Annotated in this window: 29 protein-coding genes; 20 read left to right on the forward strand and 9 right to left on the reverse strand. The window is 32.6% G+C overall.

What is annotated here, in order from left to right; all coding sequences use genetic code 11:
• Positions 1-7: 7 nt before the first annotated feature.
• Complete coding sequence (locus AC1Q7L_RS17585) at positions 8-1,351, forward strand: cytochrome ubiquinol oxidase subunit I (RefSeq protein WP_492307127.1); 1,344 nt, start codon at positions 8-10, stop codon at positions 1,349-1,351.
• Entirely contained in the window at positions 1,348-2,352 is a 1,005-nt protein-coding gene (locus AC1Q7L_RS17590) for a cytochrome d ubiquinol oxidase subunit II (RefSeq protein WP_492307126.1), read from the forward strand. The genes AC1Q7L_RS17585 and AC1Q7L_RS17590 overlap by 4 nt, the downstream gene beginning before the upstream one ends.
• 56 nt (positions 2,353-2,408) lie before the next feature.
• Here the strand turns inward: AC1Q7L_RS17590 and AC1Q7L_RS17595 are convergent, their stop codons facing one another.
• From AC1Q7L_RS17595 to AC1Q7L_RS17625, 7 genes are all read right to left on the reverse strand, one after another.
• The gene (locus AC1Q7L_RS17595; RefSeq protein ID WP_492307125.1) at positions 2,409-3,221 is read right to left on the reverse strand and encodes an OmpA family protein; all 813 of its coding nucleotides are present in this window, start codon (positions 3,219-3,221) and stop codon (positions 2,409-2,411) included.
• A gap of 130 nt (positions 3,222-3,351) precedes the next feature.
• Positions 3,352-3,870, reverse strand: coding sequence for a hypothetical protein (locus AC1Q7L_RS17600; protein ID WP_492307124.1), 519 nt, complete (start codon positions 3,868-3,870; stop codon positions 3,352-3,354).
• Entirely contained in the window at positions 3,867-5,159 is a 1,293-nt protein-coding gene (locus AC1Q7L_RS17605) for an AAA family ATPase (protein ID WP_492307123.1), read from the reverse strand. Before AC1Q7L_RS17605 ends, AC1Q7L_RS17600 begins: the two co-directional genes overlap by 4 nt.
• A gap of 19 nt (positions 5,160-5,178) precedes the next feature.
• Complete coding sequence (lysS, locus tag AC1Q7L_RS17610) at positions 5,179-6,879, reverse strand: lysine--tRNA ligase (protein WP_492307122.1); 1,701 nt, start codon at positions 6,877-6,879, stop codon at positions 5,179-5,181.
• Between the two features lie 203 nt (positions 6,880-7,082).
• Positions 7,083-8,009: a 23S rRNA (adenine(1618)-N(6))-methyltransferase RlmF gene (rlmF, locus tag AC1Q7L_RS17615; protein WP_492307121.1), complete on the reverse strand. Its 927-nt coding sequence runs from the start codon at positions 8,007-8,009 to the stop codon at positions 7,083-7,085.
• Positions 8,010-8,011: 2 nt separating this feature from the next.
• Entirely contained in the window at positions 8,012-8,386 is a 375-nt protein-coding gene (locus AC1Q7L_RS17620; RefSeq protein WP_492307120.1) for a c-type cytochrome, read from the reverse strand.
• The gene (locus AC1Q7L_RS17625; RefSeq protein ID WP_492307119.1) at positions 8,386-8,610 is read right to left on the reverse strand and encodes a hypothetical protein; all 225 of its coding nucleotides are present in this window, start codon (positions 8,608-8,610) and stop codon (positions 8,386-8,388) included. Before AC1Q7L_RS17625 ends, AC1Q7L_RS17620 begins: the two co-directional genes overlap by 1 nt.
• A 180-nt stretch (positions 8,611-8,790) precedes the next feature.
• Between AC1Q7L_RS17625 and AC1Q7L_RS17630 the strand changes: the two genes are divergently transcribed.
• The 18 genes from AC1Q7L_RS17630 (at position 8,791) to AC1Q7L_RS17715 (ending at position 21,393) form a co-directional block, all read left to right on the forward strand.
• Entirely contained in the window at positions 8,791-9,177 is a 387-nt protein-coding gene (locus AC1Q7L_RS17630) for a cupin domain-containing protein (protein ID WP_492307118.1), read from the forward strand.
• 371 nt (positions 9,178-9,548) lie between these two features.
• Positions 9,549-10,976 (forward strand): anthranilate synthase component I family protein, encoded by a 1,428-nt coding sequence (locus AC1Q7L_RS17635; RefSeq protein ID WP_492307117.1) that lies wholly within the window; start codon positions 9,549-9,551, stop codon positions 10,974-10,976.
• Between the two features lie 21 nt (positions 10,977-10,997).
• Positions 10,998-11,612 carry an anthranilate synthase component II gene (locus tag AC1Q7L_RS17640; protein ID WP_492307116.1) on the forward strand — a complete coding sequence of 205 codons (615 nt, stop codon included), beginning with the start codon at positions 10,998-11,000 and terminating at the stop codon, positions 11,610-11,612.
• Between the two features lie 38 nt (positions 11,613-11,650).
• A complete protein-coding gene (trpD, locus tag AC1Q7L_RS17645) occupies positions 11,651-12,637 on the forward strand; it encodes an anthranilate phosphoribosyltransferase (protein WP_492307115.1) in 987 nt (328 codons plus the stop codon).
• A gap of 21 nt (positions 12,638-12,658) precedes the next feature.
• Positions 12,659-13,438 (forward strand): indole-3-glycerol phosphate synthase TrpC, encoded by a 780-nt coding sequence (gene trpC, locus AC1Q7L_RS17650; protein ID WP_492307114.1) that lies wholly within the window; start codon positions 12,659-12,661, stop codon positions 13,436-13,438.
• A 15-nt stretch (positions 13,439-13,453) separates the two neighbouring features.
• Positions 13,454-14,098 (forward strand): phosphoribosylanthranilate isomerase, encoded by a 645-nt coding sequence (locus AC1Q7L_RS17655; RefSeq protein WP_492307113.1) that lies wholly within the window; start codon positions 13,454-13,456, stop codon positions 14,096-14,098.
• An 89-nt stretch (positions 14,099-14,187) separates the two neighbouring features.
• Positions 14,188-14,640 (forward strand): IS200/IS605 family transposase, encoded by a 453-nt coding sequence (tnpA, locus tag AC1Q7L_RS17660; protein WP_492307112.1) that lies wholly within the window; start codon positions 14,188-14,190, stop codon positions 14,638-14,640.
• An 87-nt stretch (positions 14,641-14,727) separates the two neighbouring features.
• The gene (locus AC1Q7L_RS17665) at positions 14,728-15,252 is read left to right on the forward strand and encodes a hypothetical protein (RefSeq protein WP_492307111.1); all 525 of its coding nucleotides are present in this window, start codon (positions 14,728-14,730) and stop codon (positions 15,250-15,252) included.
• The gene (locus AC1Q7L_RS17670) at positions 15,236-15,403 is read left to right on the forward strand and encodes a hypothetical protein (RefSeq protein WP_492307110.1); all 168 of its coding nucleotides are present in this window, start codon (positions 15,236-15,238) and stop codon (positions 15,401-15,403) included. The genes AC1Q7L_RS17665 and AC1Q7L_RS17670 overlap by 17 nt, the downstream gene beginning before the upstream one ends.
• A gap of 5 nt (positions 15,404-15,408) precedes the next feature.
• Positions 15,409-15,774 carry a hypothetical protein gene (locus AC1Q7L_RS17675; RefSeq protein WP_492307109.1) on the forward strand — a complete coding sequence of 122 codons (366 nt, stop codon included), beginning with the start codon at positions 15,409-15,411 and terminating at the stop codon, positions 15,772-15,774.
• A 12-nt stretch (positions 15,775-15,786) separates the two neighbouring features.
• A complete protein-coding gene (trpB, locus tag AC1Q7L_RS17680; RefSeq protein WP_492307108.1) occupies positions 15,787-16,965 on the forward strand; it encodes a tryptophan synthase subunit beta in 1,179 nt (392 codons plus the stop codon).
• A 178-nt stretch (positions 16,966-17,143) separates the two neighbouring features.
• Positions 17,144-17,878 carry a tryptophan synthase subunit alpha gene (gene trpA, locus AC1Q7L_RS17685; RefSeq protein WP_492307107.1) on the forward strand — a complete coding sequence of 245 codons (735 nt, stop codon included), beginning with the start codon at positions 17,144-17,146 and terminating at the stop codon, positions 17,876-17,878.
• 78 nt (positions 17,879-17,956) lie between these two features.
• Entirely contained in the window at positions 17,957-18,685 is a 729-nt protein-coding gene (gene lipB, locus AC1Q7L_RS17690) for a lipoyl(octanoyl) transferase LipB (protein WP_492307106.1), read from the forward strand.
• A 24-nt stretch (positions 18,686-18,709) separates the two neighbouring features.
• Positions 18,710-19,306 (forward strand): hypothetical protein, encoded by a 597-nt coding sequence (locus tag AC1Q7L_RS17695; protein WP_492307105.1) that lies wholly within the window; start codon positions 18,710-18,712, stop codon positions 19,304-19,306.
• Between the two features lie 148 nt (positions 19,307-19,454).
• Entirely contained in the window at positions 19,455-20,087 is a 633-nt protein-coding gene (locus AC1Q7L_RS17700) for an NAD(P)H-dependent oxidoreductase (RefSeq protein WP_492307104.1), read from the forward strand.
• A gap of 21 nt (positions 20,088-20,108) precedes the next feature.
• Positions 20,109-20,543, forward strand: a complete 435-nt coding sequence (locus tag AC1Q7L_RS17705; protein ID WP_066750616.1) for a MarR family winged helix-turn-helix transcriptional regulator — start codon at positions 20,109-20,111, stop codon at positions 20,541-20,543.
• Complete coding sequence (locus AC1Q7L_RS17710; protein ID WP_492307103.1) at positions 20,544-20,966, forward strand: organic hydroperoxide resistance protein; 423 nt, start codon at positions 20,544-20,546, stop codon at positions 20,964-20,966.
• 178 nt (positions 20,967-21,144) lie between these two features.
• On the forward strand, positions 21,145-21,393 hold the full coding sequence (locus AC1Q7L_RS17715) for an FUSC family protein (RefSeq protein WP_492307102.1): 249 nt from the start codon (positions 21,145-21,147) through the stop codon (positions 21,391-21,393).
• A gap of 12 nt (positions 21,394-21,405) precedes the next feature.
• Here the strand turns inward: AC1Q7L_RS17715 and AC1Q7L_RS17720 are convergent, their stop codons facing one another.
• Both AC1Q7L_RS17720 and AC1Q7L_RS17725 read right to left on the reverse strand, forming a co-directional pair.
• The gene (locus AC1Q7L_RS17720) at positions 21,406-22,035 is read right to left on the reverse strand and encodes a peptide deformylase (RefSeq protein WP_492307101.1); all 630 of its coding nucleotides are present in this window, start codon (positions 22,033-22,035) and stop codon (positions 21,406-21,408) included.
• Between the two features lie 141 nt (positions 22,036-22,176).
• Entirely contained in the window at positions 22,177-23,049 is an 873-nt protein-coding gene (locus tag AC1Q7L_RS17725) for a ChaN family lipoprotein (protein WP_492307100.1), read from the reverse strand.
• Positions 23,050-23,214: the final 165 nt, after the last annotated feature.

Genomic DNA, 23,214 nt, shown 5'->3' on the forward strand with positions numbered 1-23,214 from the left:
GATTATTATGGACGATTTTCTTGCAGCTCGTGCACAAATGGCCATATCCTTAGGTTTTCATATTGTTTTTGCCTGTGTCGGTATGGTTATGCCTTTTTTAATGGCTTTTGCCCACTGGAAATATCTAAAGACCAATAATGAAATCTATAAAGGTCTTACAAAAGCCTGGAGCAAAGGAGTTGCTATCTTATTTGCCACCGGAGCTGTTTCCGGGACGATGCTTTCCTTTGAATTGGGACTTCTATGGCCGGGATTTATGAAACACGCCGGACCGATTTTCGGAATGCCGTTTTCACTGGAAGGGACCGCCTTTTTTATTGAAGCCATCGCTATTGGTTTTTTCCTTTATGGATGGGATAAATTTAATAAATGGTTCCATTGGTTTTGCGGATTTTTAGTTGGCTTAAGTGGTTTAGCGTCAGGAATTTTGGTTGTTGCGGCTAATGCGTGGATGAATTCCCCGTCCGGTTTCGATTATATTAATGGACAATACGTCAATATAGACCCTATAAAAGCAATGTTTAATGATGCTTGGTTTCCGCAGGCTTTACACATGACGGTTGCGGCATTTTGTGCGACAGGATTTGTGGTAGCGGGAGTTCATGCCTATTTAATCATGAAAAAGAAAAATGTAGAATTTCATACCAAGGCATTTAAAATTGCGGCTGGATTTGCATTGATTGGTGCTTTCGGTGCTCCCCTTACCGGTGACGTTGCTGCGAAATCTGTTGCGGAAAGACAACCTATTAAATTAGCCGCAATGGAAGCCCATTTCGAAACTGAAAAAGGTGCAGCTTTTGTTTTGGGCGGAATTCCTGATGAAGAAAAGGGCGAAGTAAAATATGCTTTGAAAATTCCAAAAGTTTTAAGCTTTTTGGTGAGTAATGATTTTAATTCCGAAGTAAAAGGTTTAAATGATTTCCCAAGAGATGAATGGCCGCCAATTTCCGTTGTTCATTATGCTTTTCAGATCATGATATTTTTTGGAGTTGTGATGATTTCCATTGGAGCTGTTTATTTATATGCCGTTTTCTTTAAAAAGGAATGGCTTACAAAAAATTGGTTGTTAAAAACATTTTTCTTTGCTACACCTTTCGGATATATCGCATTGGAAGCGGGCTGGACGGTAACCGAAGTTGGCCGACAACCCTGGATCATCTACGGAATTATGAGAACGGTTGACGCTGTAACTCCAATGCCGGGAATTCAGTATTCTTTTTACTTTTTTACCGCGATTTTCGTTTCGTTATCATTAATTATCATTTTCCTTTTGAGAAGACAGATACACATGGTTCCTAAATTATATGACCCAACAGACGCTCAGTTTAACGATAAAAATATGAAATCATGATCTACGTAGTTATAGGCTTTCTCTGGCTATCCATTTGCTTGTATGTGATTTTGGGAGGCGCCGATTTCGGAGCCGGAATTGTTGAGCTTTTCACAAAAAAAAGAGCCCGTGACAAAACCAAGGAAATCATGTATGAATCTATCGCACCCGTTTGGGAAGCCAATCACATGTGGCTGATTATCGCAATTGTGATCCTTTTTGTCGGGTTTCCTGAGATTTATACGACAATGTCGACCTACCTTCATATTCCATTGGTTTTAATGCTTTTAGGGATTATTGCAAGAGGTACAGCTTTTACTTTCAGACATTATGATGCGGTGAAAGATAATTGGCAGGTTTTATACACTCAAATCTTCTATTATGCGAGTCTTTTAACTCCTTTTTTCTTAGGTTTAATTGCTGCTGCAACGGTTTCCGGATCTATCAATCCTGATGCGACGACATTTTTAGATCTATATATTTTCAGTTGGTTAAATTGGTTTGGAGTCGCAGTCGGCTTATTCACAGTTTCACTTTGTGCTTATCTGGCGTCTATTTTTTCTTTGAGAGAAACAACTGACAGATTGGAATTAGGCTTAATGATCAAAAAATCAAAACAAACTATGATTTTCGTAGTAGTTACGGGAGCTCTGGTATTTTTAACGGCTTACCTTTCAGGTATTCCTTTAATAAAATGGGTTTTTTCAAAAACATTAGGAATTACCTCTATCTTTTTCGCTACTGTTGCTTTGGGCTTGATCTTAAAAGCGATGAAAAACAGGAAGTTGCTTCCGGTAAGAGCGTTGGCAGGGTTTCAAATTATTATGATCTTAGTTGCTGCAACTTATCAGCATAATCCGAATATAATTTTATTAGGAAACGGACAATATCTTTCTTTACTACAACATGTTGCCGCACCAAAAACGATTTCAGCATTAGGCTGGGCTTTGATGCTTGGATCTTTGTTTATTCTGCCGTTTTTGTTTTATTTGATGTTTTCGTTTAGTAAGTTGAGAAAATAATCGTAAATAATATAAGAATATAAACCGTCAATATTTGGCGGTTTTTTATTTGAATTCTATTTTTTAAGCAACATAACCTCCACTCTCCTATTCTTAATACGATCATTTTCCGTACGTTCAGGGTAAATTAAAGGATTAAGATGACCAAGTCCTACAGCTCTTATTCTGCTAGAATCTATTCCTTGCATTTGTAAATATTCTTTAATTGCATTAGCTCTCGTCCAGGATAGATTAAAAGTTCCTAAATCAATATCTTTACCATCAAAATTTTCGTAATCACAGCAAATATGACCTTGCAATTCAATCTCTAAGGTCGGATTATCTTTCATTATTTTGAAAAGCTGCTTAACACTTTCGTTGCCATTTGGAAGCCAGACATGACGGTTTCCGATAAAATTAACGTTGGGTAGCGAAAAAGTTTCTTTCACTTTCATTTGTGAAATATTTGTATTCAGAAAACTAGGAAATTCTTTCTGTGAAATTTCTTGTTCCTGTTCAATAAATATATCCACTCTTCTGTTTTTACCTCGCAACTCTTCTGTACTGCTATCGTTGATCTGTTTTTCATCGCCCAAACCAACAGTACTTTTCAAATTGATATTATTTTTGATTTTTTCCTGTAAATATTTACTGACTGTATTGGCTCTTTTTTCAGATAAAACCTTGTTATATCCAATGCTTCCCGAAGGATCGCAATTTCCAAAAACTCTGAATGTGAGATTGGTTTTTAATTGAGCCAGACTATCCAATTTCTTTTTAGATTCATCATTAAGTTCAGAACTGTTATGCACAAAATAAACTGATGTGAGCATTTGCGCATTAATCCCGATGAAAGAGAAAAGCAAGAGCCAAAATAGAATGAATTTCATCAGTTTTAGGTTTTGTAGAAAAACGGAAAATATCACTTTATAGTTTATTTAAAACAAAAAATCCTGAAAAATTTCAGGATTTTACACTTTTTAAATTTCGTGAATTTATTGTATTATAATAATTATTTTATTACTCAAATTTGATATAATTTCCTTCTGAAAGATCAATATTATATTTTGTTTTAAACAAAACTTTCTTTTCAGATTGGCTTGATTGAGGAATTTTCCTTTTCGTATACCCTCTAGAATTAATAGTTTCAAAACAAGTTAAAGCATTTTTTATTTCAAAATTTTCGAGAAAATCTTTATAATATTTAAACGTATTTTCTAATTGTTTATATACTTTTTTCTTATGAGTACTCAAATTAGTATTTGTTGCCTTAACTTCAATAAAATGAATTATATCGGAATTAAATAATACAAAATCACATTGCCCACCTTTTACACTCATCATAACACACTCATCATTCTGAACAAAATGATAATTCTCTTTTCCATAATTTTCTACATGAACATGAAAAATTTCATTTGCATTCACAAATAATCCTTTCTTTAAAATAGGATCATCATAAATAAACTTATGCTTTTCCAAAATCTCATTTATACATAACTTTTTTTCTGGAAAATTATTGAGAAAATTATTTATCATAAAGATAATATTTTGTCAAATTCATCCGAAAATTCATCTGAAACTTTATCTATCATATTTGATTTTATCTGGCTCAACTTATGATTCATTATTTTATATGATTTTCCATTTTTCAATTCGTAGGCATTAAAGTTTTCAGGATTAATCCAAAATTCTTTTTTAATAATTTTTTGCACTTCTTTCGGCTTTTCCTGTCCCTTCTGAAAAGCCAATAATAAATTATTAATAGAAGCCAAAATATAAGGACTATGAGTAGTAATTACCATCTTTTTTCGTTGATAATTTTTTTCTTTAATATCGAAGATATTTTTAACTAAATATTTAATAAGCTGATGTTGGGTTTTCGGATAAATATTAAGCTCAGGTTCTTCAATAACATAATTAAAATGATAATTTTCTTTTAAGGTTTTAGCATATTCTATCAACAAAATAATGGGAATTACACTCTGCATTCCTGAAGCGGATTGCAACAAATCTACTTTTTCTTCTTTATTATGATATATGTAAGAAGTTTTTCCTTCTCTTTTGTATTTAAAACTTTTATCAATGAGATTTAAAGGAACTTCTTTTACAACGTTAAGTGCTTTTTCATATTCTTGTCCGATTTCAAGAAGGTGAGAAGGAATCTGAATTCTATTATTTATCAATCCTAGTGTATTTTCAGCTATAATATGTAGAAAGTTCCTTTCTGATGGAATATATTGAGAATCGTGGAGAAAATTTACATTAAAATTTTCTTCAATAGTTTTATCAACAATTTCAAAAAAATCTTCAAAATGTTTTTCCGTAACAGCTTCATTATTACTAATTTGCTCAATAAAGCTTTCATAAAGAAAGTTTTCACGGGTTTTCCGATGTACTTTAAGGGAATACACCATACTTAATAAATGAAAATACTCTTTTACTTTTTCATTTATTACATTATTTGTTTTAAATTCTTTTATAATATGCTCTAAAATATCTTGTCTCCAATTTACTTTTTTATACCCCCCATCTTTCAGTTCAAATACAAAATCGAAACCTAGTATTTCCTTTTTTATATTTCCCTTTTTATAATATATTTCTGTTTCTTTGGTCAAAAATTCATACATCCCATAATTTCTCAATTCATCAAAAAAATCTAACTTTTCATTCTTGAGAAATTTTTCATCTTCAAAAATTGCAATTAATTTGGCCATCGTGCTTTTACCTGTAGCTTGTTTTCCAATAAGACATAAAAAATCCGTAACTACTACATCTACATCCTTTAATGGACCAAATTTTTTAACAATTAACCTCGCTTGTTGCATTCTATAAAAATAAAAAACTTTAAACCAATTTCATATAAACATTATCATCAATCTTCTCAACTTTAACCAAATTATTTTTAGTTAAAACTTTAGAAGCTTTATCCCATTTTTTACCGGAAAGTTTACTTTTTTCTTTCACTTCAGCTAGAGAAAATGCTTCTTCCTGAGTTTTTAAAATATCTAGGATCGCATTTTCATCTTCTCCCAATTCAATTTGAACAACTGCTTTTTCAGGCTTCATTTGAGGGAAGAATAATACTTCCTGAATAGATGCATTATTTGTTAAGAACATGATTAATCTGTCCATCCCGATTCCCATTCCGGAAGTTGGTGGCATACCATATTCAAGTGCTCTTAAGAAGTCTTCGTCAATGAATTGACCTGCTTCATCATCACCTTTTGCTGCCAATTTCAACTGATCTTCAAAACGTTCTCTCTGATCAATTGGATCATTTAATTCTGAATAAGCATTGGCAATTTCTTTACCGCAAACCATTAATTCAAAACGCTCAGTTAATCCTTCCTGACTTCTATGTTTCTTAGTCAGAGGCGACATCTCTACAGGATAATCTGTAATGAAAGTTGGCTGAATGAAGTTTCCTTCGCATTTTTCACCAAAAATTTCATCAATTAATTTTCCTTTACCCATTGTTTCGTTCACCTCAATTCCGATAGATTTAGCAAAATCAAACAACTCCTGCTCAGATTTTCCAGTAATATCAAAACCAGTATATTTCTGAATAGCTTCCGTCATTGAAACTCTTGCGTATGGCGCTTTGAAATCAATTTCCTGATCACCAAATTTAGCTTTCGTAGTTCCGTTCACCGCTAATGCACAATGTTCTATCATTTTTTCAGTGAAATCCATCATCCAATAATAGTCTTTGTAAGCTACATAGATTTCCATTACCGTAAATTCCGGATTGTGAGTTCTGTCCATCCCTTCATTTCTGAAGTTTTTTGAGAATTCATAAACACCGTCAAAACCACCAACAATTAATCTTTTCAGATATAATTCATTAGCAATTCTCATATATAAAGGAATGTCTAATGCGTTATGATGCGTAATGAAAGGTCTTGCAGCTGCACCACCAGGAATAGCCTGTAAAACCGGAGTTTCAACTTCGATATAGCCTGCATCATTGAAAAACTGACGCATTGCAGTGTACATTTTTGTTCTCTTTACGAAAGTTTCCTTTACGTTAGGGTTTACAATTAAATCTACATAACGCTGTCTGTATCTTAATTCAGCATCGTTGAATGCATCATGCACTACTCCATTTTCATCAGTTTTAGCCTGAGGAAGCGGACGTAAAGCTTTAGTAAGAAGCGTAAAGTTTTTAACCAAAACTGTCTTCTCGCCAACCTGAGTTGTAAATAAATCTCCTTCAATACCGATAATATCACCGATATCTAAAAGGTGTTTGTACACTTCATTATATAAAGTTTTATCTTCTCCTGTACAGATCTCGTCTCTGTTGAAATATACCTGAATTTTACCTGTAGAATCCTGCAATTCAGCAAAAGAAGCCTTCCCTTGAATTCTGCGGGACATCAATCTACCAGCGATCTTCACCTGTTTATTCTCAGAGAAATCCTGTTTTATAGACTCAGTAGTGTCTGTGATTGTATATTCATCCGCAGGGAATGCATTAATCCCCATTTCACCAAGCTTTGTAAGCTTTTCTCGTCTAATGATTTCTTGTTCTGATAATTGCATTGTAATTATTTAAAATAACGTGCAAAATTAGTGATTTTAGAATTGATGGTCAATGCCTTTTCTCAGAAATTTAGAAATATAATGGCGAATTTTCAATTAGGAATTGGGAATTTGCTTGGCAGGGAATTTATTTGTGAAGATAATTATTGATTATCAATTATTTAAATATCAATTATATTTTTTTTATAAAACTATAATTAACATTAGAACCAGTCTTTACGATTTTGCTGAGGAATAAATGTCCAAGCTAAAATCCTGCTAATTTTTTGACCTTGAGCCATATCAATCGTTTTGAAATCTACAGCTTTAACCTTCTTTAAAAGCGAAGTTAACTTATATAAATTATCTTTTTTAGAAACCAAACAAGTAAACCATAGAATTTGTGAAGAATATAGAGAACTTTCTTCGATCATTTTTGAAATAAAAGCCAGTTCACCACCTTCACACCAAAGTTCAGATTGTTGTCCTCCGAAATTGAGAAGAGGTTTTTGCTTTTTCGATTTGCTGATATTTTTTGTTTTTCTGATGTTTCCTTTCATCGCCGATTCTTCAGAATCATGAAAAGGAGGATTACACATAGAAAACGTAAATTTATCTTTTGAGCCTAGAATATTTTTAAAGATAAAATGAGAATCTGGCTGTTGTTTTAATTGAATAACAGATGATAAATCACGATTATGATCTAAAATCTGTTGTGCATTTTTTAAAGAATCTTTGTTGATATCCGTTCCCAACATTTTCCAACCATAAGATTTGTGAGCTATTAATGGATATACAAGATTAGCACCTGTTCCAATATCCAAACCATTTACAGAAACTCCTGTTGGTATTTCTTTTTTTTCTTCGGCTAATAAATCGGCAATATAATGCACATAATCTGCCCTTCCGGGAATTGGCGGACAAAGATTAGCATCAGGAATATCCCAATTCTTGACTTGATAAAAGTGTGATAATAAGGCTTTATTGAGTAGTTTAACCGCCTTTGGAATACTAAAATTAATGGTTACCGTTTGATAAGCATTAACAAAAACATACTGTTTCAGCTCTGGCACGCAGGAAATGAGCTTATCAAAATCATAAGGATCACGATGCAGATTTCTTGCGTGCAGACTGAGTTTTTCAGTAGTCATATTTATTTTTTCTGACTTAAAATATATTCTACCATCTTTTTAGCATCTTCTTTAGACACCTGTGGATGGGGCGACATTGGAACACCTCCCCAAACTCCGCTTCCGCCTTCTATAATTTTGGAAGCCAGCAATTCAATATCTTTTTGAGAATATTTCTCTGCTATTTCCTTATAAGAAGGTCCTATCATTCTCTCATTCAATGCGTGACACCCCGAACAATCCAATGTTTCGATGATTTGATCACCAGAAAGATTAGTTTTTGCAGGTTCCGAAACAGCATTTGTTTCAGAAGAAGTTGTGTCAACTGATGGAGTTTCTTTTTTAGAACAGGAAAGAATAAGTAAACTTACACAACCTGTCAAAAATATTTTTTTCATTATTTTTTCGCTGTAGAATCTGTTTTAGCAGCTTCAGGAGCAGGTGTTGTTGCAGGAGTTACAGCTGGCGCAGCAGCTGGTTTAGCCGTAGAATCAGCAGCTACTGTTGGTGCTGTTGGTTCTTCTAGCATTGTGTTGCTGTCTTGTAAAGAATGGTCAGTTTTTTTAGAACAGTTTACTACGAATAAACTTCCGATAAATGCAATTGCTAATACTTTTTTCATTGTTTTCTAATTTGAAGCAAAAATATAAAAAATAAACTTTTAAACTCATGACAAGCACCCAGTTTAAAAGATATTTTTTTTAGAAGCTTTTTGTTAAGCCAAATTAATCTTTAAAAAATAATTCATTACGTAGAGATATTTATTATTGAAATCATTAACTTTATTTAAAAAATAAAAAACATGAACCGAAAAACAATTTTTACAAACCTGCTTCTCTTTTCATTATTAATGATTCTTTCCTGTGATAACTCCTCTCCTACTGTTGAAACAGGATATTCTGACAAAATAGAATCTGTAACTTTATTAAAAACAACCAAATCCTGGGACGGAACTCAATATGAAAAATATCCTGACGGACAGCCTGAAATTTCCGTTCTTAAAATTTCTGTTCCACCCAATAAAGAATTAGATTGGCATACACATCCTGTTATTAATGCAGCTTATGTAGAAAAAGGAGAAATTGAAGTTGAAAGAAAAGATAACAATGGCTCAGACAAGGACAAGCCGTCCCGGAAATGGTCAACATTGCGCATAAAGGAAAAACAGGAGAAAAAGGTGTTACGCTAATTGTATTCTACAGTGGTAGCCCTGACATTCCGTTGTCTGAGCCGGCACATTAAAATATTTTTCCATAAAATATCTTTGAAAGCTTGACATAATTATACTTTGCATCAAAATTGAATTAATAAATAATATTTTAAGTTTTTTTATTTTCTCTTTTTTTGATTTCTATATTAAAAAAAATATTTACATTTGTCATATGTTTAATACGAGCAATAACAATTGGTGGTGGCTTTCAAACTCTTCGTCGGGTCTGAAGTTATTATCATGTTGCTAAATCAACAGCCGGAATAATATACTACAATATATAAGACTTTGACGATTTTCGTTGAAGTCTTTTTTTATTTACAATCAATTCAAAAAAAATAAAACAGCAAATGTTTAACAAAAAAATAAAGATAAAAACCGTTTCCAAAAAAACATTGGGAGATCTGAAAACACCCATGAATATTTATCTGCAGCTTCGTGATAAGTTCAGAGACACTATTCTTTTGGAAAGTTCTGATTCTAAGAATATTGATAATAATTTTTCATTCATCGCCATCAATGCTGTCGCAGGAATCGAAATAAAAAATCTTAATGAATTTGAAATAAAACTTCCAAGACAGGAGCCTATTAAACAATTCATTATAGAACATAAAGTTGCAGATGTTTTTGAAGATTTTACTAAAATTTTCGAATGCGAAAAAACAAATGATCCGGTTGAACAAACCGCTCAAAGCCTTTTTGGATATACAAGTTTCGAAGCTGTTCAGTTTTTTGAGAATGTCAATTTTAAAGCTCAAAGTCCCGAAGTTGAAATCCCAATTCTTCGTTACAGACTGTATCAATATGTAATTGCTATCAATCATTATAATGATGAAATGTACATTATCGAAAATCAGATTGAAGGTGTAAAATCCGAGCTTTATTTATTGGAAAGCATCATTAAAAACCAAAATTCAGTCGTTTATCCTTTCAAAAAAAATGGTGTAGAAACTTCTAATATTACTAATGAAGAATACATTGAATTAGTAAAAACAGCCCAGAAACACTGCATGAGAGGAGACGTTTTTCAATTGGTACTGAGCAGAAGATTTGAACAGAAATTTCAGGGAGATGAATTCAATGTTTATCGTGCTTTGAGGAATATTAATCCTTCACCGTATTTATTCTTTTTCGATTATGGAAATTATAAATTATTCGGATCAAGTCCTGAGAGTCAGTTAATCATCAAAAACAATAAAGCAATTATTCACCCAATTGCAGGAACATTCAAAAGAACGGGACATTTTGAAACTGACCTTCAATCCATTGAAGAATTAAAAGCTGATGCTAAAGAAAATGCGGAGCACACAATGTTGGTAGATTTAGCGAGAAATGATTTGGGAAAACTAGGGAAAAACGTAACCGTTACCAAATTAAAAGAAATCCAGCTTTTTTCACACGTTATTCACATGGTAAGCGAAGTTACAGCCGATTTACCAGAAAATACAAATCCATTCGAAATGGTTGCCACCACCTTCCCACAAGGAACTTTAAGTGGTGCCCCGAAACACAAAGCGCTACAATTAATCAATAAATACGAAAAAGATTCCCGAGGATATTACGGTGGCTGCATCGGAATGATTGGATTGAATGGTGACTGTAATCAAGCCATCATGATCAGAACCTTTTTAAGCAAAAACAACACCTTATATTATCAGGCCGGAGCCGGATTGGTTGCAAAATCAAACCCAGAAAGTGAGTTGGAAGAAGTCAACAATAAATTGAACGCCCTGAAAAAAGCAGTTGAAAAGGCTGAAAAATTAGTTAATAGTTTCTAATTAACAAAAAAAGCAACAAAAATGGAAAACACTATAAAACAATCAACAATAGACAATCAACCATCAACTAAAATATTGGTTTTCGATAATTACGACAGCTTTACTTACAACCTCGTTCAGATCATCGAAAGAGTTTTAAATCAAAAAGTTGACGTTATAAGAAATGATCAAATTTCTCTTGAAGAAATTAATAAATATGATAAAATAATACTTTCTCCAGGACCGGGAATTCCCGAAGAGGCAGGTATTTTATTAGATGTCATTAAAGAATATGCTCCTACAAAAAGTATTTTGGGTGTTTGCCTTGGTCAGCAGGCAATTGCAGAGGCTTTTGGGGGAAGTTTAATTAATCTTTCAGAAATTTTTCACGGTGTGGCAACTTCGGCAGAATTAGTGAAAAATGATACTAAACTTTTTAGAAATATACCAAGCGGTTTGGCAGTCGGAAGATATCACAGTTGGGCTGTTGATCCCAAAAATTTCCCGCAAGAACTGGAAATTACCGCAGTAGACAAAGACGGAATGATCATGGCATTACAACATAAAACCTATGATGTGCATGGTGTTCAGTTCCATCCCGAAAGTATTTTAACTCCAGACGGAGAAGCTATCATTAAAAATTTCCTTTTAAATTGAAAACAATAGAAATTCCATCAACCATAAAAATCCCACAAATGAAAGAAATCCTGGAATACCTGTTCAATCATCACACCTTATCAAAATCTGAAGCTAAGGCAATTATGATTGAGATCGCTCAAAATAAATTCAATGTGATTGAAGTAACTGCTTTTATCAGTGTTTTTCTGATGAGAAATATTACTTTGAAGGAATTGGAAGGTTTCAGAGAAGCTTTGTTGCAAATGGCGGCTACCGTAAATCTGGATGCTGACGACGCAATAGATATTGTTGGAACCGGAGGTGATGGCAAAAACACCATCAATATCTCAACTTTAGCAAGTTTTGTGATAGCTGGAGCTGGTCAAAAAGTGACTAAACATGGGAATTATGGAGCATCTACAACCACTGGATCTTCAAACGTGATGGAGGAACTTGGCTATATTTTTAAAAATGATTCGGACATGTTGAATAAAGATCTTGAAAGAGCCAATATTTGCTTTTTGCATGCTCCCTACTTCCACCCTGCTTTACAATCTGTCGGAGCATTGAGAAGATCTTTAGGTTTGAGAACATTTTTCAATTTGTTGGGTCCGTTGGTCAACCCTGCGAAGCCACAATTTTCAATGATTGGTGTTTATAATCTTGAAATTGCCCGAATTTATCAATATCTACTACAAAAAGATGAGCGAGATTTCATTTTGGTTCACAGTTTAGACGGATATGATGAAATAAGTTTGACTCACGACACGAAAATTATCACTAAAAACGGGGAGGAAATTTATTCTACGGAAGATTTAGGTTTTGATTCCATTTCTCAGGAAAGCATAAAAGCTGGGGAAACAACTCAGGAATCTGCGAAGATTTTCAGAGATATTTTGGAAGGAAGAGGAACAAAACAGCAAAATTCCGTGATTTTAGCTAATGCTGCTGTTGCCTTAAATCACACCAAAAAATTCGGAAGTTATGACGACTGTCTTTTACTAGCGCAGGAAAGTTTAGAAAGCGGAAAAGCATTGAAAAGCTTGGAGTTGTTGTTGGAGTAATCATCTTTAAAATGTAGAATGATGACGATATTAGACAAAATCATAGAAAGAAAAAGGCAAGAAATTACAGCTTCAAAATCAAAAATTTCTATTGAAGAATTGAAAAACTCGGAGTTCTTTGGAAGAAAAACTTTTTCACTAAAAGAATCTGTAAAAAGTAAAACCGGAATTATTGCCGAATTTAAAAGACAGTCTCCATCAAAAGGAATTATTAACGATCAGGTTGCTCCTTTAGAAGTAGTTTCAGCGTATGAAAAATTTGGTGCGAGTGGAATTTCAATTTTGACAGACAAAGATTTTTTCGGTGGAAGTTTTGAAGATATTTTAAGTGTAAGAAATCATATCAATATTCCAATTTTACGAAAAGATTTCATGGTGGATGAATATCAGTTTTACGAAGCAAAAAGTATGGGAGCTGATGTAATTTTATTAATAGCTTCTTGCCTATCAGTTAATCAGGTTCAGCAATTTACAGAATTATCTCATGAATTAGGTCTAGAAGTTTTACTGGAAATCCATACTGAAGAAGAGCTTAATCATTTTAATCCAAAAATTGATTTGGTTGGAATTAATAACAGGAATTTAAAAGATTTTAAAGTTGATTTACAGCATTCTGTGAACTTAAAAAACTTACTTCCAAAAGACGTTTTATCCGTCGCAGAAAGTGGAATTTATACAATTGAAGATTTCAACTATTTAAAGGAAAAAGGATTCGACGGATTTTTAATGGGCGAATATTTTATGAAAAATAAAAACCCTGCAAATACGTTTGAAGGATTTATTAACGTGGTTACAAAGTAATTTGAAAACATAATAATGAAAACAAAACTTAAAGTCTGCGGATTAACAAAATTGGATCAGATTCAGGAATTAATTTCTATGAATACGGACTTTCTTGGTTTTATATTTTATGAAAAATCACCGAGGTATGTTCTGAATCATTTGACTTTAGAAGACATTTCAAAAATTAACCATCAGGGGAAAGTTGGCGTTTTTGTGAATGAAGATTTAGAAACAATAATTGAAATAGTACAAAAAGCAAATCTGAATTTCATACAGCTTCACGGCGATGAAAGTGAACATTTTATTTCAGAATTAAAAGAAAAATTAAATCCTGAAATTGGTATTATAAAGGTAATAAGGATTGGAAGTGAGAGATTGGACAGCACAAGTAGCATTCAGGAAACTATCAACCGACAACTAAAAAACAGCAACTATTTACTTTTTGATACAGACAGCAAAGCTTTCGGTGGAACAGGAAAACAATTTGACTGGAATTTATTAAATAAATTTGAAATTCCACTTCCTTACTTTTTAAGCGGTGGAATTTCAGAAGAAAATATAAATGATATTAAAATTTTAAACCAAAAACCTTTCGCTTTAGATATTAATTCAAAGTTTGAATTGGAATCTGGGATTAAAGATGTGGAAAAGATTAAAAAATTTAAAAACCTATACTAGAAAGAGTCCCAAAGGGACGATTTAACAGAGAATTGGATAAAGTCCAATTAATAAAAAACACAAACAAATTAATAAAAGAGCACAAACAAATGCCACAATCATTAGTTAAAAATTATGTCCATATTATTTTCAGCACAAAATATAGGAACGATTTTATTGATGAAAAAATAGAAAAAGAATTATTTTCCTACATTGCTATAATATGCAAAGACTTTGAAAGTAGTGCATTGCAAATTGGAGGAACGGATAATCATATCCATATTCTCTGCTTACTTTCGAGAAAAATTGCTTTAATGAAATTAGTTCAGGAAATCAAATCGCATTCATCAAAATGGATAAAAACAAAAGGAAAAAGATATGAAGACTTCTTTTGGCAGGAAGGTTACGGAGCATTTTCAGTAAGTGAAAAAAATATTTTTCCAACAATTCATTATATTAAAAATCAACGGGAGCATCATCAGAATCAAAGCTTCAAAGATGAAATGATTGGGATACTGGAAAAACACAAAATACAGTATGATGAAAAATATTTGTGGGATTAATATTTGAATTGGATATATATTATAGGATTGTATCCTATGCTTTATTAAATCGTCCCTTTGGGACTCTTTAAGAGAAAAAACAAAAAAATGATAAACATAAATTTAATAAGAAAAAATTTCTATAAAAGATTATTTCCGCCAAAGTTTGAAAACGAAAGAGTTCAGGCTTTGTACAATTTTGTGTCTAAAAATGACAATAATTTTGAGCATTGGGAACTCGATGGATTATTAACGGATTTTATCAACATCATTAAAATTTATGATGAAAAAGATACACAACACTTTTTTGATACAATCAATTTATGGAACAGTTATTATCTTGTTATTATTTCCGATAAATTTCTAGATAATAGAGTAAAATCTAATGTTACCTATGATTTTGGAAACATTTATGCTAAGATATTTTTACTGTATGAAAATTTTGACTCCTATTTTTTAATTGACAGTCTCGAGATTGCGATTACAATGTACAATTCAAAATTGGATATGATTACTTTAATTGATCTGATTGGTAAAATTAATTTATTACACCATAAAAATCTGATCACCAAACAACAATACAATTACAACATTGAATTTATTAATCGATTAAAAGATGAAATATCAAATTAAAAAACCTGAGGAATTAACAGAAAACGAAATACAAATCATATTGAATCTCTGGGAAGTTTCAGAATGGGATTCTATGGAATCTGGATATTTCCGTTCTTTTTTTAAAGATTCAGAATTTCATTTTCTTATTGATTACAGGAAGAAATATTAGCCTTAATGCGCTTCAATTTTAATTTCATTTTAGAAATTTCTAATAAAAAATACCATTTTGCAGAAGCAGTCGGATTGGTTTCTGCACAAAAGAAAAAAGGATATGGTAAAGAATTAATCAAGTATATTATTGATAATGTTATCGAAAGAAATCTGGAAAGTATCGGTTTTTGTTTGTCTGAATTAAGACCTTTCTATGACAAATGTAACATCAATATTTTGCATGATAAAGCTAAATCCATCAAAGAAAAAAGCGACTCTGAATGGATACCATCCGATGATGACGATATTTTAATTTTTAATCTATCTGATGAGAAAAAGGAACTTTTAAATCAGTTAAGTTCCGAAAACAATGCTTATTTAATACAATAAAAAGAGAAGAAAATGGACTATAAAAATCCTGATAAAAATGGATATTACGGAGAATTCGGAGGTGCTTTTATCCCCGAAATGCTCTATACTAATGTAGAAGAATTGCAAAAAAACTACCTCGAAATCATAGAATCTGAAGATTTTCAGACTGAATATCAGGATCTGCTGAAAAACTATGTCGGACGTGCTACTCCACTTTATTTTGCCAAGAATTTAAGCCAGAAATACAAGACCAAAATCTACCTAAAAAGAGAAGATCTTAATCACACTGGAGCGCATAAAATCAATAATGCTTTGGGGCAGGTTTTGTTGGCAAAACGCTTGGGAAAAACCAGAATTATTGCAGAAACAGGAGCTGGTCAACACGGCGTTGCCACCGCTACAGCCTGTGCTTTGTTGGGCTTGGAGTGCATTGTTTACATGGGTGAAATCGATATTCAAAGACAGGCTCCCAATGTTGCCCGAATGAAGATGTTGGGTGCAGAAGTTATCCCTGCAGTTTCAGGTTCTAAAACTCTAAAAGATGCTGTAAATGAAGCTTTAAGAGACTGGATCAACAATTCCGTAACCACTCATTATGTGATTGGAAGTGTGGTCGGTCCGCACCCTTTTCCGGATTTGGTGGCGAGATTTCAGAGTATTATTTCAAAAGAAATCAGAGAGCAGCTTAATGAGCAAATCGGAAGACAAAATCCCGATTATGTAATTGCAAGTGTTGGTGGTGGAAGCAATGCAGCAGGAACTTTTTATCACTTTGTGAATGAAGAAAACGTTAAAATTATTGCCGCTGAAGCTGGAGGTTTAGGAGTAAGTTCTGGAAAGTCGGCAGCGACCACTTTTCTTGGAACTTTAGGCGTTTTGCACGGAAGCAAAAGCTTGGTTATGCAAACGGAAGACGGGCAGGTTATCGAGCCCCACTCTATTTCCGCAGGATTAGATTATCCCGGAATTGGGCCTTTTCATGCGCATTTATTCAAGGAAAAACGTGCTGAATTTTTCAGTATTAATGATGATGAAGCCTTAAAATGTGCTTTCGAACTGACCAAATTAGAAGGTATTATTCCCGCTTTAGAAAGTGCTCACGCTTTGGCGGTTTTAGACAAGAAAAAATTCAACGAAAATGATATTGTTGTCATTTGCCTGAGTGGCCGTGGTGACAAGGATATGGAAACATATTTGAAGAATTTATAGTTTAATTTTGGCGATAAATTCCGTCTTCCACTCCCGCTTTTTTACTTCGTAAAAAGAGCTCCGTTCAAGCCGGATCGAAAGGTAGAATCCAAAACAACTTTTGTCAGTTCAAAGAACTTTCAGAAAATAAAATTTTAATTTAAAAACTTATTTTTCTTTAATTTTTTAAACAATTTAAATGAAAAAACTAAACATATACTTCACAGCAGGAATTCCACAATTGGAAGATACCGCTGATATTATAAAACTTATTCAAGATTCTGGAGCAGATATGATGGAAATCGGAATGCCTTATTCTGACCCTGTTGCAGATGGACCTGTCATCCAAAAAGCTCATGAACTGGCTTTAAAAAACGGAATGACCATCGAAAAACTTTTATCACAGTTAAAATCGATTAAAAATGAAATCAAAATTCCGGTAATTTTAATGGGATATATCAATCCTGTTTTAAGTTTTGGATTTGAAAACTTCTGCGCAGCATGTTCAGAAAGCGGTGTTTCGGGATTAATTATTCCAGATCTTCCGCCTATTGAATTCGAAAAAAATTATCAGAAAATTTTAGAAAAATACAATCTGAATTTCACATTTTTGGTAACTCCCGAAACTTCTGACGAAAGAATTATATATCTCGATTCTTTAAGTTCAGGATTTTTATACGCGGTAAGTTCCTCATCAACAACAGGAAATGAAAATGCTGTATTAAAAAATGAAGATTATCTCTCAAGATTAGCTTCTCTCCCATTAAAAAATCCTGTCATGATTGGTTTTGGAATAAAATCAAAGCAAGATTTCGAAAACGTCACAGAAAAAGCCGATGGCGGAATTATCGGGACTGCATTCGTAAATATTCTACTACAAAATAAAGATTGGAAGATAAAAGCCATAGATTTTATTAATTCCGTAAAAAATTAAAATTCACTAAATTTGTATGTCAATAAAATGGTATAAAATCGTGATTCTATATCATTACAAGAAAATCGACATCCACACATGAATACAAATCAGAATAAAGTAGTAGAATTTGAAGATCTTGGTGTAAAAGAATATCAACCTTCTTGGGATTATCAGGAAAAGCTGATGAAAGATATTATTGATACCAAAATCAAAAACCGCGATTTACCTGCTGAACAACATATTACCACTTCCAATCACTTCCTTTTGGTGGAGCATCCTCATGTTTATACTTTAGGAAAAAGCGGACATGAAGAAAATATGCTGGCCGGAATGGATCAATTAAAGGAAATCGACGCTACTTTCGTGAAAGTGAACCGTGGCGGAGATATTACCTATCATGGTTACGGACAAATTGTTGGCTACCCTATTTTAGACCTTGAAAATTTCTTTACAGATATTCACAAATACATGCGAAATCTTGAAGAAGTGATCATCAGAACAATTAATGAATACGGCTTGAAAGGGGAACGTTCTCCAGGTGAAACAGGTGTTTGGCTGGATGTGGGGAAACCTTATGCAAGAAAGATTTGTGCGATGGGCGTAAAAGCTTCCCGTTGGGTAACGTTACACGGTTTTGCCCTGAATATTAATACCGATATGCGCTATTTTGAATATATCGTTCCTTGTGGTATCAAAGACAAGCAGGTAACTTCTTTAAAAAGAGAACTTGAAAGAGAATTGATGCCCGAAGAAATGGAAGATATTAAAGCTAAGATTAGAAAGCATTTTGCAGATGTTTTTGAAGCGGAATTGGTCGAGAAATAAAAACTTTATTCAAAAAATATTTAATTGAAAAAGCTTATTGTATTTATTTTATTATTTGTTGGAAACTTTATTTTTTCTCAGAAAATTCCATTATTAAACTTAAGATCACCTGTTGAAATTGATATTCGTTTACCTGTTGCTTTAAATAATGATGAATTATGTATTATTCTTCAATATAACAGTGGTTGGTCTGCATACGATACAAACAGATATTACATTTTCAAAAATAACAGATCTGTAGAAATATATAACGAAGAATTTCCAAAGTCTTACTTAAAAAATAAGGAATTAAAGACATCTATAAAGAGATTAGAATTAACAGCAGCAGTTCAGGATAGTCTTTTTAAAATAATAAACTCAAAGAAAATTATTGAGTTTCAAAAATACGATCAGACTGATTTTAAAATTAAATTGAATTCGTCTTCCAATATGCCGCCTCCCTGTAGAATTTATGATTCTACGGGATATTCATTAAAATTTATTCAAAATAATAAGCAAAATGCCTACAGTTATTATGCGCCAGAATATTATTTAGAAAAATGTCCTGATAAATCGATTAATAAAATTGTACTTAAAGAATATTTACAAGTACTACAGGAATTCTGGAATGTTAAGTTATAAAAGTTCTATTATATTATCTACAATGTTTATCTGTTAGTATTTACAATTGGATTATAGATTCTATCAAAAATACATTTATCAAAATTAAATTGCACACAATTAAATTTCACCATACCTTTGTCTTATAATTTTAAAATAAGAACAAACAATGTCATTAATAGAAGACTTAAACTGGAGACATGCAGTAAAAGCATACGATTCAACTAAAAAAGTATCACAGGAAGATTTACATAAAATTCTAGAAGCTGCGAGATTGGCTCCTACCTCATCGGGATTACAACCTTTCAAGATTATCGTTGTAGAAAATCAGGAACTAAAAGAAAAAATGGTTGCGGGAGCGTTGAATCCAGAAGTAATGAAAGATTCTTCTCACGTGTTGGTATTTGCCGCTTGGGATAGCTATTCTAACGAAAAAATTGATAAAGTTTACGATCTTCATACCGATGTAAGAGATTTGCCAAGAGGTCGTTTTGGAAGCTATACCGATAAGATCAAAGAAATGTACGAAGCTCAAACACCTGACGAACATTTTGCACACACGGCACGTCAGACTTATATTGCATTAGGTTTGGCAATGGCTCAGGCTGCCGAATCAAAAATCGACAGTACTCCTGCGGAAGGTTTCAGTAATGCAGTAGTTGATGAAATTCTTAATTTGAAAGAATTAGGTTTAAAAAGTGTAAGCCTCCTATATCTTGGTTACAGAGATGCAGAAAAAGACTGGCTTTCAACAATGAAGAAAGTTAGAGTTCCAATGGAGGACTTTATCATTACAAAATAACACCTCATTTAACTTTATCTTATGGAAAATTTAAAACAGCTAAAACTGGAAAACCAAATCTGTTTTCCTTTGTATGTGATTGCAAAAGAAATCACCGGATTGTACAGACCTTTTCTTGATGAGCTGGATATCACCTACTCTCAATACCTTGTAATGATGGTGCTTTGGGAGAATGATGGACTTACCGTAAGCCATATCGGGGATAAATTATTTCTCGACAGTGGTACTTTAACTCCTCTTCTTAAAAGGCTGGAAGCTAAAGGATTTATCGTAAGAAAAAGAAAAAAAGAGGACGAAAGAGTGGTTGAAGCATTCTTAACCGAAGTCGGAAAACAACTGCAGCAAAAAGCATGTGAAATTCCAAAAAAGATTCAACAAAAAATTGGTATTGAGCCCGAAGATCTCATTCAGCTTAAAGATACCATCCAAAAAATATTAAGCAAAATAGAAAAATAAATGAAAACATTATATACAACAAAAGTTACTGCTAAAGGTGGCAGAAACGGACAGGTAAAAAGTGAAAACGGAGTTCTTGATCTTGAAGTAAGAATGCCTAAAGCGCTTGGTGGAGCTAATGAAGATTTCGCGAATCCAGAAATGCTTTTCGCTGCAGGATATTCAGCGTGTTTTGACAGTGCTTTAAACAGAGTCATCAGTTTATCAAAAACAAAAACGGGCGAAACTTCTGTTACAGCTCAGGTTAGTATCGGGCAATTGGAAAACGGAGGGTTCGGTCTTGCAATGGAATTGGATATAAATATTCCTGAAGTTTCTATTGAAGAAGCACAATCTCTTACTGAAAAGGCTCATGAAATTTGCCCTTATTCTAATGCTACAAGAAATAATATCGAAGTAAAACTTTCGGTGACGAATAACTAAGATCAATTTCTTACATTATAAATTAAATCTGTTTCTTCTCGAAGCAGATTTTTTTTGTTTTTAAATACAAAAGAAGAAAATAAAAATTGTTGTTCTGTGGAAAAGAATTAATTTTAGGGAGCTTTTTAAGCGAAAAATTTAAAAACAAATAACCCAAAACAATTAAACATTTAGATAAATGAAAGAAAATGAATTTGCTCAATTAAGTGATCAGGAATTATTAGCAAAAAAGAAACAACTAAAATCCAGCAATATAATAAATGCTGTAATTATTGGTGTATTAATAGGAATTGTAATTTATAGCTTCATTAAAAACGGTTTTGGATTCGTGACATTCTTGCCATTACTTTTCGTTTACTTCATTGTAAAAAACCAAAATGAAAGCAAAGAGCTTGAAAAGGAAATTAAATCACGAAATTTGAAATAAGAAATATAATCATTATCTCGTCATAGAATCACTTTTCTTATAAGCATCAACCGGTTTATAAGAATTATTTTTCTCTTTTTCTTTCTTATCTGAGATTAAAATTCCAAAAAGATGGTCAATTTCATGCTGGAAAATCACTGCTGTAAAACCTTCCACAATTTCTGAGTATTTTTGACCTTTCAGATCAACATATTCTAACTGAATCACTTTGCTTCTGTAAAACTGATCTCTAAATTCTGGGATCGATAAATCACCTTCAGGGCCAAGATTCTGTAATTCTGATCTCCAGACAATTACGGGATTAAGGAAATATTCTAACGGTTCTCTTTCTTTATCAAAACGTTGCACCCAAATTACTTTTCGGTTAATTCCGACTTGTGGTGCGGCAATTCCTACTCCGCCGTCTGTTGAAAGCAGTGATTCTTTCATTCTTTTAACCAAAATTGCGGTGTTTGGATCTTTAGGATCAATTTCTGATGAAAGGCTTAGCAAAGTTTTATGTTGATTTTCATCAGTGGTTTGATAAATTGGCAACGCAGAATTTTTATCACCTTCATTAATGATAGAAATTTCGTTTGAAGTTAATTTTTGAGCATTAATTAAACCAATGAAAAGTATGAATAGAAAGGATAGTTTTTTCATTTTTGATGGATGTTGTACAAAGATAAAGATTGTGATTTAAATATGAAGGCTTCGACTCCGCTCAGTCTGACAGCGGATAATATAACGGATAGTATTGTCAGGCTGAGCGGAGCCGAAGCCTTTTATTATAAAGTCTAAACCTTAAAAAGTTTTCGTCATATCACTCGGAATAATCAGATTAAAATTCGTTGGAATATAATCTTTCTCAGGAACTTTCAACTCAGGATCTTCGGATTCAAAAACAGAGATTACCGCCATTTTCAGGTTTGGATTTTTCTGTTTGATGTACCAATAAATTCCGCCAAATTCTTTGCTGTGATAATTTCCGTTGTAATGAATAAAAGTCTTTCCGGACTGAATATTTTTCAAGATAGATTCAGCCATTGTTGCATCTTTTGTTGCTTGTGCAGAGATAAAATTCATCACCTTCATTTCTTCTGCATGATCGCCCATCATTTTTTTCATTTCTGGGTAACCCGGAGTATCCAACGTTACTTTGATCGGCAATTGAGCGATGTAAGTTTTCTCTTTTGCGGTCAGATTATTTAACGATTCCAAGCCTTCTTTTGAAGTCTGAGAAGCATATCTTCTCGGAATATTTGTTGCGATAAAATTCAGTTTTTTATCTTTTGCGAAATCCACCAACGGTTTGTAATCTGTTGCATAATTATTCCATAAACGCGCTGAATCTTTCAATGTTTTAGCATCAAATTTACCGCTTAAATATTGGTTTAATTGAGATTGATTATCTCTTTCAAACATCTCAGCACCTAAAATAAGCTGACCGCTTTTCTGTTTATATAAGGCTTCTGTAATCTTTAATTGAAGCCAATGATTGATCGAACTGTTATGATTTTCACCAAAGAAAACAACATCATATTCAGCTAATTCTTTGACTAATTTTTCTGTCTTGATCTCTTTTCCTTTTTGATCATAAAATTGATAGGCTTTGAAGCTCTGAGCATTGATAACACTGAAACTTATCAATAATATAGCTATGAAAATATTTTTCATTTTTATTTAATTTTAATGAATTTTTTAAACACTAATGTCACGAATTGTTTTCACAAATATCACAAATAATATTAAATATAACTTTAAAAATTAGTGTGATTTGTGAGGAAATATTTGTGTTAATTGTGTTTAAATGAAACAAAAAGCCGCCTTGAAAATTTCAAA

It is taken from the genome of Chryseobacterium sp. GW823-FHT05E08, assembly GCF_058795655.1.